Here is a 13204-nt window from a genome sequence, read left to right as displayed (position 1 = left end):
TTTCTATTCCACGATTACCGCGGTGCCCGATGCCGACACCATCAGCATGGACCCCTTGTCGCCAACGACCTCATAGTCGAGATCGACACCGACCACGGCATTGCCGCCGGCCTTGGCCGCCTCGGCCTCCATCTCTGCCAGCGCTTCGTCGCGCGCGCGTTTCAGCACATTTTCATATTTGCCCGAGCGGCCACCAACAATGTCGGTAATGCTGGCAAACAGATCGCGAAACAGGTTCGCGCCGACGATTACCTCGCCAATGACGATCCCGCGATAATCGCGGATCGCGCGGCCTTCGATAGTGGGTGTCGTAGTTACGATCATGGCTGCTCTTCCATCGCTAAAGAACGGCTATTAGCCTATTGCTCAGGCCAAACCAAGCGCCGACTTATAGGTGTCGAGAATGGCTTCCATTTCCTGCCGGTCGTGGGTTTCCATTTTACGGAGACGGACGATCTGGCGCATGATCTTGGCGTCATAGCCCTGGGATTTCGCTTCGGAATAAACGTCGCGGATATCGTCCGCCATGCCTTTTTTCTCTTCTTCCAGCCGTTCGATACGCTCGATAAAAAGACGCAGCTGGTCTGCGGCGACATTGCCTTCGCTCATAGTTTCATTCCTTTAAATCTATATTCGGATTCGGAGCCTGCCTTTAAGACGCATCGGCGTTTTTGGCCACGCTTTCCTTCATCTTTTTGAGCCGTTCCGGCGTCGCCTCCGTCTGGTATTTCTGCTTCCACTCGCTGGCCGGCATGCCGTGAATGGCCGCCCGGGCTTCCTCCTTGGTCATTGAACCACCGGCCTCGACGGTCGCCTCCAGCACCCAGTCGGCCAGACAATTGCGGCAGAACCCGGCGAGGCCCATCAAATCGATATTTTCCGCATCATGGCGATGCTGGAGATGGGTGACCAGACGGCGAAAGGCTGTAGCAGCAGCGGCATCGGTTATTTGATCGGTCATATTTGTTTCCATTGTTATTTGTTATTATCCTGTCATGAATTAGAAACAGGAAACGCGCAGGTAAAGCGCCACTAAGGATTTTTTGCATGGCATCGCCGATCTTCTCCCGAAATCGCAAAGTGAAAGTATTGGCAACGCTCGGCCCGTCCAGCGGCAGCCCCGACATGATCGAGCAGATGTACCGCGCCGGCGTCGACGCCTTCCGGATGAACATGAGCCATGGTGAACACAAGGCGCACGCCGCCAATGTCAAATCGATCCGAGCATTGGAAAAGAAGGTCGGACGCCCGATCACCATATTGGCCGATTTACAGGGGCCGAAACTGCGCATCGGCACCTTTGCCAAGCCACCGGTGATGCTCAAGGAAGGCGCGCGCTTCACACTCGACATGCGCAAGGAAGCCGGCGATGCACAGCGCGTAACCCTCCCGCACAAGGAAATTCTCGGCACCTTGCAGCCGGGCCACACGCTGCTGCTCGATGACGGCAAGATCCGGCTCGAAGTGACCAAAGCCGATGGCAAGAGCGTCGAGACCAAAGTGATCGTTGGCGGCGAAATTTCCGATCGCAAGGGCGTCAATGTGCCGGAAGTGGTGCTGCCGGTCAGTTCGCTCACCGACAAGGATCGCAAGGACCTGACTTTTGCGCTGGAACAGGATGTCGACTGGATCGCGCTGAGCTTTGTCCAGCGTCCGGAAGATGTCGCAGAGGCACGACGGCTGATTCGCGGCAAGGCGGCCTTGCTGGCCAAGATCGAAAAGCCGGCGGCTATCGACCGGCTCGACGAGATACTGGAACTGTCGGACGCCGTGATGGTCGCGCGCGGCGATCTCGGGGTGGAGCTGTTGCCCGAGCAAGTGCCGCCGCTGCAGAAGAAGATCGTCGCCGCTGCCCGGAAGCTTGGCCGTCCGGTGGTCGTCGCCACGCAGATGCTCGAATCGATGATCAAGTCGCCGACGCCGACCCGCGCCGAAGTGTCCGATGTCGCCACCGCGATCTACGATGGCGCCGATGCGATAATGCTATCCGCCGAATCGGCCGTCGGCGACTGGCCGATCGAGGCGGCGACGATGATGGACCGGATCGCCGCTCAGGTGGAAAACGACCCGTCCTACACCGATCGGGTTCATTTCACCGAAACCGTGCCCGATGAAACCACCGCGGATGCGCTGGCGGCGGCAAGCTATAATATCGCCCGCACCATCGAGACCTCGGCCATTGTCTGTTATACATCGTCCGGCTCGACCGCCCGGCGGATGGCCCGCGAACGCCCTTCGGTGCCGCTGCTGGTGCTCACCCCCAATCGCCACACGGCGCGGCGGGTCGGCCTGTTGTGGGGCGCCTATGCGGTGGTCACCCGCGACGTGCAGGATTTCGAGGAAATGATCGCCAAGGCCAAGCGCATGGCGTTGCGGCACAAGCTTGGAGCAGCGGGTTCCCGCTTGATCGTTTGCGCCGGCGTGCCCTTCGGTACGCCCGGCTCAACCAATCTGCTCCATATCGTGAGGCTGAGCGGAGACGAGCTCAAGCGCAGCTAGAGCAGGCGCAAGGCCTTCAGCTCCTGTTCCAGTCTGGCGGCATCGCGGAAATGATGGCCGGCAAGACCCATCGCTTCGCCCGCCTCGATATTGTCCAGCCGGTCATCGATGAAAAGACATTGGTCGGCGCGACGGCCGAAGCGGTACAGCGCGAGCTCGAATATCCCTGCATCCGGCTTGATCAGCTTTTCTTCACCGGAAATGACAATATCGGAAAATATCTCGAATATCGGAGCCGAGGGCCGGAACTGGGCCCAGGATTCGGCGCCGAAATTGCTGATCGCGAAGAGCGGCACGCCCCGGTCCGCCAGAGCGCGAACAAGCTCCAGCATGCCTTCGACCGGTCCCGGAATGGTTTCCGGAAAGCGCTCGGAATAGGCAATGATATGTTTCCGATATTCGGGAAATTCGCGACTTCGTTCGGCAACCATGTCGGCGAAGGGCCGACCGGCGTCATGCTGGAAATGCCATTCCGGCGTGACAACTTGGGTCAGAAACCAGTCCAGCTCTTCCGGGTCGGCAATCAGTTTTTCAAACAGACAGCGCAAGTCCCAGCGATACAGGACATTGCCTATATCGAAGATGACGGTGTCAATTATCGAGATGGCAGAACCCCCGCCAAATATAGGTGCTTAGCCCTGGCGAGCCTTGAACCGGCGATTCGTCTTGTTGATCACATAGGTGCGACCACGGCGACGGATGACGCGGCAGTCCCGGTGACGGTTTTTAAGCGACTTCAAAGAGTTGCGGACTTTCATTTTGGTACCACGCCTTGATTATCTGAATTTCTTGAAAGCAGCCTAGCTGCGTTGAAGCAGGGCAATTAAGGTCGACAGCCGCCAAAGTCAAGCGAACAGCTTTATTCTCCGCGAATTTCGATGAGTTTGCGTTCCCACGCCAGCGCATGGGCGACAATTTCGTCGAGATCGGCATGTTTCGGCTGCCACGGAAAGCGGTTCATGATCGCCCGATTGTCGGAAATCAGCGAATCGGGGTCGCCCGCGCGCCGCCCTTCCATATTCCGCTTGATTCGCAGGTTGGTGACCCGGTCAACCGCATCGAGCACCTCGAGCACGGAAAATCCACGCCCATAGCCGCAATTGAGCAGATGATTCTCCTCCGGTTCCGCGATCAATGCTTCCAGCGCCAGCACATGGGCAGCGGCCAGATCGGACACATGGATATAGTCGCGCACGCCGGTGCCGTCGGGCGTATCATAATCCGTGCCGAAGACCGCGACGCTGTCCCGCTTGCCCAGCGCCGCTTCCACCGCAACCTTGATCAGATGGGTGGCGCCGGCGGTCGATTGCCCGGTTCGGGCCTGCGGATCGGCACCAGCGACATTGAAGTAGCGCAGGGCGCAGAAGTTCAGGTCATGGGCAGCCGATACGTCACGGAGCATATGCTCGGTCATCAGCTTGGACATGCCATAGGGATTGATCGGCAGTTGCGGCGTCGTCTCGCTGACCGGACTTTCCTCGGGGATGCCGTAGGTTGCCGCAGTCGAGGAAAAAATGAAATGGCGCACGCCGCCGGTGACCGCCGATTCGATCAGGCTGCGGCTCTTGGCGCTGTTGTTATGATAATATTTGAGCGGGTTTTCGACCGATTCAGGCACGATGATCGATCCGGCAAAATGCATGATCGCGCCGATATTCTCATCCTTGATGATCCGCGCAAGCAGGGCGCTATCTTCGATATCGCCCTCGTGGAACGCAACCCCTTCGGGAACCGCCCAGCGAAATCCGGTGGTCAGATTGTCGATCACCGCAACCGGCCAGCCGGCATCCTGCAGGGCCAGCACCGCGTGACTGCCGATATAGCCGGCCCCGCCGGTTACCAATATGGTGAAGGGTTTCGCCATGATTTCCAAATTCCCTGTTGCGCAATATCGGCTGTATATCGCTGCAATATCTCTATCCGGTTAAGCCCCCCGGGCAAGGAGGCATTTTTTTTTACCACCGTCCGGATGATTATGCGCTAATATGCGGCGGGGCAAGTTCAGGAGTATATTTTATGGCCGGTTTTCAATCATTTGCGACATTGATCTTGGCAGGGTCTCTGTTGTCGGGCTGCATGACAGCGACTCCGCCGGTCGATGTCACGCGGTTTCACAACGCCCGGCTTGCCCCGATTGTCCCGGGCACCGTCAGCATCAGGGCCAATGTCACCGATGACGACCGCAGCATCGAATATGCCAGCTACAATGCGGCGCTGCTGCGGGAATTGCAGCGTGTCGGCTTTACCGAAGCACGCGACGATAGTGAAAAAAGTGATTATGTCGTGCGCTACACACTCGAACGGGCGGTGTTAAGCGCCGGAGGGGCCCGCTCTCCCGTCTCGGTCGGAGTCGGTGGCAGCACCGGCAGTCGTGGCTCGGGCGTCGGCCTGGGCATTGGCATCGATCTCAGCGGTCCGCCGAAAGACAAGATTGTTACCGACCTGTCTGTCCGGATCGCCAAACGGCTGAATGGCAATGTTATCTGGGAAGGCCGCGCGTCGGTTGAGGCAAAGGAAGGCTCGCCGGCAGCGCAGCCCGGTCTGGCAGCATCGAAATTGGCCGAGGCCTTATTCAAGGACTTCCCCGGCGAGTCCGGAACCACTATCAGGGTGAAATGACCATAGAAATCACCAGCGCGTTCGATAGCGGCAATATCGAAGTCCAAGCCATCGACGGCACCACCGCAACATTGTCGATCCGCAAGGACAAGGACAGCGAATTTTTCCAGTGGTTCCATTTCCGGGTGACCTGCGCGGTCGGCGACGAACTGGAACTGGCCATCACCGGACTGAGGGAATCGGCCTATCCGCAGGGCTGGCCTGACTATGACGCCTGTGTCAGCGAGGACCGGGACTATTGGGGCCGCGCGCCGAGCAGCTATGACGAGGCAAGCGGCACCCTGACGATCCGCTATACGGCCAGCAGCAATATTGTCTGGTTTGCCTATTTCGCGCCCTATAGCATCGAGCGCCATCATGATCTGGTCGCCGAAACGGCCGCGGTCGAAGGCGTGACCGCCCGCGCGCTCGGCTACAGTCTGGAAGGCCAGCCGATCGACTGTCTCGAGATGGGGAGCGGCGACAAGCAGGTCTGGCTCTACGCCCGCCAGCATCCCGGCGAAAGCATGGCCGAATGGTGGATGGAAGGCGCGCTGGAAATGCTCACCGACCCCGCCGATCCGCACGCCCGGCTGCTGCTGGAAAAATGCCGCTTCCACATCATTCCCAATATGAACCCGGATGGTTCGTGCAGAGGGCATTTGCGAACCAATTTTACCGGTACCAATCTCAATCGCGAATGGCATGCACCAACGCCCGAGAAATCTCCGGAAGTCCTGTGCGCCCGCGATGCGATGGACGAAAGCGGCGTAGATTTTGCGATGGATGTCCACGGCGACGAGGCGATTCCGGCGGTTTTCATAGCCGGGTTCGAGGGCATCCCCTCGATCACCGGTGCGCAGCTGGAGAAATATCACGGCTACCGCAACCGGCTCGCCCAGCGCACCCCGGATTTCCAGACAAAGCTGGGCTATCCGACGGCGGCCGAAGGCAAGGCCAACCTGTCGATGTCAACCAATCAGCTGGCCGAACGTTTCGGCGCGGTGGCAATGACTCTGGAAATGCCGTTCAAGGACAATCGTGATCTGCCAGATGCCGAGCAAGGCTGGTCCCCCGAGCGTTGCATATTGCTGGCACGCGAATGTCTGGCGACGCTGGCCGAAATGATCGATGAAATCTAGATCGGCGTTTGCAATATAGACCGATAGCCGGTCGAACTATTCCGCTTCCGTGGAAACCAGGCATTTTATCGCGCCGACCTTGAGCAGCTGGTCGGGTTGGCGCCCGTTTGTCAGCTGTTCAAACGCGACCGGGCGACAAATCTGTCCGTCCGGCAGACGCATTTCCAGGCGGGTTGCAGGAGAAACGGTGATCAGGAAAAAGCCCTGTTCGTCCGTCAGGGTAATATCATTGTCGGATTTCACCCGACCGTTCGCGATCGGTTTCCCACCTTGATCAACCATCTGCCCGTAGATCGCAAAACTGTTAACCGCCTCGTAGCGGAAATATGCGACATTGCCGGGATAGAGGGTCACTCTCTTTATCTCGGTATCAACTTCAAATGGCGGAGCGTTTTCCGGTTCCAGGTCGATTTCGTATTCATCATAAGGCGCAACGCCGACCGCCGACGTACGGCCTGGCTTGATCCGGTCAAACGGCTGGGAGTTCACGCGGATCCGGTACCCGCTTTCGCTGGCGTCATCGCTCAGCCGGTATTTCCTATCGTCAACCTTGATGTCGGATAATATCACGGCTTGGCCCACATCCGCCAGTCCAAGCTTGAACTTCCCGCCGCCGACCGCAAAACCCGTGCGACCATTGGCAAAAATCGAGGTAAAGTCTCCGCCGCTTCTCGTGCGCTGATATTGGGCGGTCAAATCCACTTGCCCGTAAGATGTACGCAGATCCGATGAGGCGAACGCGCGATCGCTGTCGGCATTTGTCGATACACCGACCTGATTCAGCAGCTCAGCATCGCCGATATTCTCAAGTCTCGATATCGAGGCATCGAGAACCGGCGATAGGCCCTTGCGACTGGAACCGCTGGTTTTTGCAATATATTCGGCACCGCCGCGCACCGAGGCGCTGGTTTTCCGGTCGAGGCCGAACAGGAAGTTTATTGACGCACCAACCCTTGAATCCCGGTTCGAAACCCGGCCGAATGCGGTTAGCAGCGGCCGCCGGTTGCCGATCCGGATGGATTTTGTGTAGCGCAGATCCACGCTATAATCGTCACGCCCGTTGTCGAATTTGGTATAACCTGCCGACACGCTGAACGACCCGCCCGAAAGCGGCATTTGCATGGAACCGAAGACACTGGTGTCGGAACGGGAGAAAGGCAGATATTCCTGATCCGTCGCGAGATTCGCAAGATTGAAATTGTCGGCATCGGACTTGGTTTTTCTGGCTGAAATCGAAAATCTGATCTGCTTGATGTTCAATGTGCCGGTCGCCAGCACGCCATATGCACCATCATCACCGGCAGCGACCGAAACAAATCCTTCGAGGTTCCCCCGCACCGTCGTTATCGACGATTCCGCATAGTTGGCTCCGTCGATATGCAGCAGATTCAGCTCCAGCGCGGTTGCTTCGCCGATTCTGCGACTCGCGCGCACACCAACTACCGGAGCATTGCGGATACGCGGAAAAAATGTCTCGCTCTGGTTGGGCTGGTCGAACGGAAACTGATCCGGAGCATACATGCCGGCGCGGAGACTGAATTCGGTCTTTCCCTTGAGTGGCAATCCCCGCGCACGGGTGAAAGCGCGCTCCTCCTGCAATATGATCGCGCCATCGGCACGGGCAGTAATCCCGAGCTGATAGGATCCTTCGGGCAGTCCTGACGTGTCGATAACCTGAAGCCCGGCTTGATAGTGGCGAACGGATATCAGCACACCGCGCCGGCGAAGTTCGACGTCGGCCTCTCTTGGAAGCACGATCTGGATTGGCGTCGAAATGCTCGCTTCATAGGCCTTGCGCGGATAAAAACTCGCAAACTCGGCACCAACCATCCTGTAGGATGTGAGAAGTTTGGTGCTCAGATCCTCGAACAACCCGGCCCGACCGATCCGGTTGTTCCATACATGCTGGACCGTACCTTCCAGCAGTTGCGCACCCTGCTCATCGTCGACAATCGTGCGCGCCAGCAATGCGGTCTGGCCAATGCTGGCCGCCGTGTCGAAGGTCGCCCCGAAGCGAATAGAAGAATTGGGACCATCTGTTTTGGCCGCGGCAAAATTCACGGTCTGAATGAGCGATGGTCCGGTTTCCGCCGGGCCCAGGGTAAAATTATCGACCTGATTGACAATCACATTTGCCGGCGAGAAAAACAGTTCGGCAGAGAATCGTTCCGGATTGACGATCACCCCTTCCTGGCCCCGGGGCAGGATTCCGCAGTTCGATGTTTGTCCCGTTACACACCGATATTCCTCGTTAAGCGATAGCGGCGCGGAAAGCAGTTTTGTCGCCGCTTCTTCGCTAACTTGCCCCTCGAGCGCCGCAACGACTTGCTCGGGATTTATCAAGCGGAACGTCCCGTCCTTGAGAACAGCACGGAATGAGCCCAGCCGGCGGCCAAGATAGAAAATGTCGAAAAATGTCTCAAGCGGAGCAGTAAGAGATTCGAAACCTGGCGGCGCCTCGGTTTCCAGCGTTTGACCGTTCACGATCGTGCTGCTTGCGGCTTCATCGATCGGGAGGGGATCGGCGCCACTGATCTGGGCATATGCGGCCTGAGAGAATATGATGGCTATCGCGCTGACGCCGATGCACGCCGCCTGGGTTTTCGGATGAACAGACATGGCTAACGCAACTGCCGCTTTTAATTCGGTATGACGGAAATCTGGAATTGCTCGGCATATTCACCAGCGACCGCTGCTGTCAGGTTATCGCGGGAGAAGCGGATTTTCAGTGAAGCGTTTGTTGTGCCGTTGCAGTCCTCCGTCTCGGACGTCCGGCCATCAAAAACATAGATATTGCCGGTTCCGGACCGACGGAATTCGCTGTCGCCCGCAGCGGTGCGAAACTCGATTTCATAAGCAGGCGCATGGGCATCGGCTGCATCCTGCACCAGAGCCAGCTGCAGACGGTAGCGACCGGTATTGCTTGCGACGCACAATTGGGTCGTCGAATGCAGGTCACCTACCCCGATCCAGCGGAGCGGCGCCTTGGCGCCATTGACAATTTTTACACTCGCGTCAGGCACGACGCTGGGCGTGGCAAACAGGGGCGATGCTATGCTCAGAAGAGCGCATGACAGCAGCCCTGTTCCGATAAGTCTGATGTTCGGCATCTCGCTTTCCCCCGATTTTAAGAAACCATATAGGGAGGGCGGGGATTGTCCCCGCCCTCGCAATATCCAGTGCTTAAGGCACAGCAACCACAACGGACAACGTTCCGGTGTAGGTGTCGGCCAGCGCCGCAAGGGCTTCGCTGTTGCGCACGGTTACGCGCAGCGAGCTGTTCTGGCCGCCAGCGTTGGTGCAGTCGAGGTCGGTCGCACGTGCCTGACCGTCACGGGTGTTTTCCATGGAAAACTGAAGGCCTGGGCGCATGAAATCTGCAGCAATCGAATTGTAGGCTGCGGCATCATAATAGCCAACCGTATGGTTCAGCTGGGTGCCGGTTGCAGCACCGTTCAGGCCATAAGGATTGCCCAGTCCGTCACCGGCGTTGCCGTTGACCGTTACTTTGTAAGAACCAGCCGCATCGGCATTCGAGAAAACGCAGAATTGGGAAATTCCGCTGGTGGAACCGAAGTTGGAAGCGATCGTAGCGGCGTCGATTGTCAGGGAGACATCGTCCAGACCACGAATGCTGACCATCGGTACAACGGTAACATTCACATCCAATGTGCCGGTGCTCGCGGTGTCGGAAAGTACGCCATCAGTCGGCGCAGCATTAGCTGTACCTGATGCCATAGCAGCCAATGCTGCAGCTGCGAAAAGAACTGATTTTTTCATAATAAAATCCCCATTTTATTCAAGTATCGAATCGGCGATATTACCAATTCTTAATAAACTTTTAACGATTCTGAAAAATCATGTCAAATTTTATATTTAAAAAATGAAATGATTAACTAGTTAATACAATGAGATAGGCGCAGTTAGTCGCACGACATATCAATATATGCCGATTTTCAATCAGTTTTTTGCGACTGTATTAGTGCTGCTCTATGTCAGTACTTTTGCTCGATGAACTCGCCCGCCGGACCATCCCTGGTTTTCAGAACCACCATGTCGGTCGGCGACGGAAGATCGATCTCGAATATATTGCCGGCATAGAGGCGCTGGGATTCGAAGGTTTTGCACCGCTCGGTGGACGGATCCTCCACTGCATCGGGCGGACAGATAAAACCCTCGGTCAGCAGGATGTTGGAATTTCCGGTATTTTTCAGTGTCACCCGTTCAGCGCTGCGAACCGCCTCAATCCTGGCATTATTCTCGCTCGGTCGCACGACCACCAGTACGTCATAGGCCGCCAGCAGCTTTAATGCGATTCCACGCGCGTCTTCACCGCTCTGCTCGGCCTTGATCCTGCCAACTTGTGGCGCAACAAGCACCCGATAGATGCGGTCCTCGGTCAAATTTTCATTGAGCGACACGAGACGAATGGAACGAATGGCGCCCGGTTCCAGGACCATTCGGTTTGGCGTCACCAGCAATCCCGATTTCTCGGGATCGATCTGCGTTATCTTTTCTTCTTCCGGAGTCCCCGGATTGGCGATTTCCGTGACAGAAACAGACACATAATAGCGGTCCTCGCTGTCATTGCGGATAACCAGATCGCCGCGCTCGTTCTGCCCTTCGGCAAAATCGACCCAAAGCTTGTTTATCGAGAGATTCGCAAGCGCAGGGCCGGACGACCAGACCAGTATGAAAAATAGCAATACTGTCGATATTGTTCGCAATCAAATTTCCTCCCATTTGATGCGACCCGAGGAGGGAATTAGCTTTCTTGTCTCTAGAGTCAAGATTTTTTGGTGGATAATGAAATAGTTAACGCTGATGACGTTTGTGCGACTCGCCGTATTTCGGCGCTTTTCCCGTCAGCGATATTTACGAAAAATTTACTTTATTCCGATAACAACCTGCCGGGAGCGATCGCCTCCAACGGCAGCAACCCGACTCGCAGCGCGATTCGCCATAAGCTGATAGGTGGCCTTTGGCAGGGCTCCGGCCTCCCCGTCATCGGGTTTCTGGACTACCGAATAACTGCCCGTTGCCGACGACACCTGGATCGCCGAGATATTCTGACCGAAAATACTGAATTCGGTCACTCCGCTGTCAGAAACCAGGTCTGGCGTGTTGATCATCAGGCCGCTGTTGCCGTTCACGATTGCCCACAGGCCGGTTGCACCTTCTTCCTGCGCATTCACCGCCGCACGAAGCGGCGGAATGACGACCGTGATATTCATGGTAGCGGCATTCTCAAAACCCGGCGCTTCGGCAGCGGCACCGGTCGAATATGCTGCGCTGGCAAGAGCTGCGGCGGCAAGTATATAATACTTCATCTGATCGCGTCCTCAAACTTCTGGTTCATTCCCCTCTATCGCCGTTTCACTAAAATGCGGTTAACCTGCGGGAGCTTGTGATTCCCGCAAAGCGGGTGCGGGATTGCGCGCGAATGCAATCGCCACCGGCATCCGGCAGCAGCCCGGGAACCGGGTCAAATTTTTCACTTGAAGGCGGAGACAGGAATTGCCGGAGGAATATAGTGGCGGAGCCGGAGGGATTCGAACCCTCGATAGGTTGCCCTATACACGCTTTCCAAGCGTGCGCGATCGACCACTCTGCCACGGCTCCGCAAATACCGCCTGACCCGTGAATCCGGTCGAATGTCAGACAGCGCCGCTTCCCTAATGCGGGATTCGCGCTTTCGCAAGCGATAGTGTGGAGTTAGGGTGGTGCTAAGCAATTAAACCCGTTCGCGCTGCGCTTGCCGAAACGCAGTAGCAGACGCACCCGGTCCTTCGACAGGCTCAGGACGAACGGAATTTTGGGGATATGTTTATGAGAAAGATCAGCGCCGTCAGTTCAACATTCGCCCTGTTGATGGCGACCCCCGCAATCGCGCAGGACACCCAAACAGCCGAATATCCGAGCCCCAATGCGATTGTCGAAGCCGCCCCGCCCAGCGACTGGGTGACAATTGCGCCGAGCGACCTGCTGGTCATGGACCTTGCGCCCGATGCACAAGGCAATCCCCGCCGTGTGATCATCCAGCTGATGCCCGAGCCTTTCTCGCAAGGCTGGATCCGCAATATCCGCAAGCTGGCCGCCGCGCGCTGGTGGGACGGCACCAGCATCAACCGGGTGCAGGACAATTATGTCGTGCAATGGGGCGATGCGAGCGAGAAGAAAGCCTTGCCGGAGGGGTTGGAGACGGTGCCGGAGAGTGAATACTTATCGAAACTGACGCCGATTGATAGCGAGAGCTCAAACATATACAATTCTGATCCAGTGTCCGACGCGACAGAGGCTTACAGGGACGATCTTTATGGAAAGTCATTATTCGGGCTAGGCTGGCCACTTGGCTCAGGCAATAACAGTCTTTGGCCCATCCACTGCTACGGCGCGGTCGGCGTGGGCCGCAATTATTCCCCCGATACCGGCAGCGGCGCGGAACTCTACACCGTGATCGGCCATGCGCCGCGCCATCTCGACCGCAATATTGCGGTGGTCGGGCGGATCGTCGAAGGGATCGAACATCTCTCCAGCCTGCCGCGCGGCAAGGGGCAGCTGGGATTTTACGAGGACGCGAGCAAGCGCGTGCCGATCACCTCCCTACGGCTGGGTGATGCACTGGCCGAAGACGCGCCGCCTGCCTTTGAATATCTCGATACCAACAGCGCCATTTTCGCGAAATATGCCGACGCCCGGGCCAATCGCCGCGATCCGTTTTTTATCAAGCCGGCTGGCGGCGCGGATATCTGCAATATTCCGGTGCCGGTGAGACGGGTGACGGGAGAGTGAGGAATGCAGTGCATCTGCGGAGGCAGGTGCCCATCTCTTGTCATGGCGTCTAGCCGCTGGCCCGAGAGATGGATCCCCGCCTTCGCGGGGACACAATTGTCGCCTTTCCGCTTTCCGACATCATGATATGTGATTCACGAATGGTTCCCCGGCGAAGGCCGGGGTCCAGAACA

The 13204-nt window shown here is 57.2% G+C and carries 15 protein-coding genes and 1 tRNA gene; 4 read left to right on the top strand and 12 right to left on the bottom strand.

All coding sequences use genetic code 11. The features are described 5' to 3' along the window. Nucleotides 1–3 precede the first annotated feature (3 nt). The 3 genes from ACHZCJ_RS11085 to ACHZCJ_RS11075 are packed head-to-tail and all read right to left on the bottom strand — an operon-like array spanning nucleotide 4 to nucleotide 961. Nucleotides 4–324 (bottom strand): heavy metal-binding domain-containing protein, encoded by a 321-nt coding sequence (locus ACHZCJ_RS11085; RefSeq protein ID WP_159646759.1) that lies wholly within the window; start codon nucleotides 322–324, stop codon nucleotides 4–6. A 42-nt stretch (nucleotides 325–366) separates the two neighbouring features. Beyond that, nucleotides 367–609: a DUF2312 domain-containing protein gene (locus tag ACHZCJ_RS11080; RefSeq protein ID WP_100093000.1), complete on the bottom strand. Its 243-nt coding sequence runs from the start codon at nucleotides 607–609 to the stop codon at nucleotides 367–369. A 43-nt stretch (nucleotides 610–652) separates the two neighbouring features. Beyond that, on the bottom strand, nucleotides 653–961 hold the full coding sequence (locus ACHZCJ_RS11075) for a DUF1244 domain-containing protein (protein ID WP_159646757.1): 309 nt from the start codon (nucleotides 959–961) through the stop codon (nucleotides 653–655). An 86-nt stretch (nucleotides 962–1047) separates the two neighbouring features. Between ACHZCJ_RS11075 and pyk the strand changes: the two genes are divergently transcribed. Beyond that, on the top strand, nucleotides 1048–2499 hold the full coding sequence (gene pyk / locus ACHZCJ_RS11070) for a pyruvate kinase (RefSeq protein WP_321326412.1): 1452 nt from the start codon (nucleotides 1048–1050) through the stop codon (nucleotides 2497–2499). Here pyk and ACHZCJ_RS11065 read toward each other — a convergent pair. The 3 genes from ACHZCJ_RS11065 to galE all read right to left on the bottom strand — a co-directional run bounded on the left by ACHZCJ_RS11065 (nucleotide 2496) and on the right by galE (nucleotide 4363). Beyond that, nucleotides 2496–3083 carry an HAD family phosphatase gene (locus ACHZCJ_RS11065; RefSeq protein ID WP_324292269.1) on the bottom strand — a complete coding sequence of 196 codons (588 nt, stop codon included), beginning with the start codon at nucleotides 3081–3083 and terminating at the stop codon, nucleotides 2496–2498. The two genes, pyk and ACHZCJ_RS11065, sit on opposite strands and share 4 nt — an antisense overlap. Before the next feature lie 48 nt (nucleotides 3084–3131). After that, nucleotides 3132–3257, bottom strand: coding sequence for a type B 50S ribosomal protein L36 (ykgO, locus tag ACHZCJ_RS11060; RefSeq protein ID WP_011415100.1), 126 nt, complete (start codon nucleotides 3255–3257; stop codon nucleotides 3132–3134). Nucleotides 3258–3358: 101 nt separating this feature from the next. After that, nucleotides 3359–4363: a UDP-glucose 4-epimerase GalE gene (gene galE, locus ACHZCJ_RS11055; RefSeq protein WP_321326399.1), complete on the bottom strand. Its 1005-nt coding sequence runs from the start codon at nucleotides 4361–4363 to the stop codon at nucleotides 3359–3361. Nucleotides 4364–4515: 152 nt separating this feature from the next. Between galE and ACHZCJ_RS11050 the strand changes: the two genes are divergently transcribed. Together ACHZCJ_RS11050 and ACHZCJ_RS11045 are read left to right on the top strand one after the other, a co-directional pair. Then, nucleotides 4516–5118: a DUF4136 domain-containing protein gene (locus ACHZCJ_RS11050; protein ID WP_321326397.1), complete on the top strand. Its 603-nt coding sequence runs from the start codon at nucleotides 4516–4518 to the stop codon at nucleotides 5116–5118. Then, nucleotides 5115–6239 (top strand): M14-type cytosolic carboxypeptidase, encoded by a 1125-nt coding sequence (locus ACHZCJ_RS11045; protein ID WP_321326395.1) that lies wholly within the window; start codon nucleotides 5115–5117, stop codon nucleotides 6237–6239. Before ACHZCJ_RS11050 ends, ACHZCJ_RS11045 begins: the two co-directional genes overlap by 4 nt. 36 nt (nucleotides 6240–6275) lie before the next feature. On the opposite strand, the gene ACHZCJ_RS11040 is transcribed toward ACHZCJ_RS11045, so the two are convergent. From ACHZCJ_RS11040 to ACHZCJ_RS11015, 6 genes are all read right to left on the bottom strand, one after another. Beyond that, nucleotides 6276–8858 carry a TcfC E-set like domain-containing protein gene (locus tag ACHZCJ_RS11040; RefSeq protein ID WP_321326394.1) on the bottom strand — a complete coding sequence of 861 codons (2583 nt, stop codon included), beginning with the start codon at nucleotides 8856–8858 and terminating at the stop codon, nucleotides 6276–6278. Between the two features lie 20 nt (nucleotides 8859–8878). Continuing rightward, nucleotides 8879–9349 carry a hypothetical protein gene (locus tag ACHZCJ_RS11035; protein ID WP_159646745.1) on the bottom strand — a complete coding sequence of 157 codons (471 nt, stop codon included), beginning with the start codon at nucleotides 9347–9349 and terminating at the stop codon, nucleotides 8879–8881. A gap of 73 nt (nucleotides 9350–9422) precedes the next feature. Continuing rightward, nucleotides 9423–10019: a hypothetical protein gene (locus ACHZCJ_RS11030; protein ID WP_159646743.1), complete on the bottom strand. Its 597-nt coding sequence runs from the start codon at nucleotides 10017–10019 to the stop codon at nucleotides 9423–9425. A 215-nt stretch (nucleotides 10020–10234) separates the two neighbouring features. Then, entirely contained in the window at nucleotides 10235–10966 is a 732-nt protein-coding gene (locus tag ACHZCJ_RS11025; RefSeq protein WP_159646741.1) for a molecular chaperone, read from the bottom strand. 159 nt (nucleotides 10967–11125) lie between these two features. Next, complete coding sequence (locus tag ACHZCJ_RS11020) at nucleotides 11126–11569, bottom strand: hypothetical protein (protein WP_159646739.1); 444 nt, start codon at nucleotides 11567–11569, stop codon at nucleotides 11126–11128. Between the two features lie 204 nt (nucleotides 11570–11773). Next, nucleotides 11774–11861 (bottom strand) — tRNA-Ser (locus ACHZCJ_RS11015). Between the two features lie 207 nt (nucleotides 11862–12068). On the opposite strand from ACHZCJ_RS11015, the gene ACHZCJ_RS11010 reads away from it, so the two are divergent. After that, complete coding sequence (locus tag ACHZCJ_RS11010) at nucleotides 12069–13031, top strand: peptidylprolyl isomerase (protein WP_321326390.1); 963 nt, start codon at nucleotides 12069–12071, stop codon at nucleotides 13029–13031. The last annotated feature ends 173 nt before the right edge of the window (nucleotides 13032–13204 follow it).

This window comes from uncultured Parasphingorhabdus sp., from assembly GCF_963677535.2.
GTDB lineage: Bacteria > Pseudomonadota > Alphaproteobacteria > Sphingomonadales > Sphingomonadaceae > Parasphingorhabdus.
The sequence above is the reverse complement of the archived record's forward strand: the minus strand, read 5'-3'. Positions and strand labels throughout refer to the sequence as shown.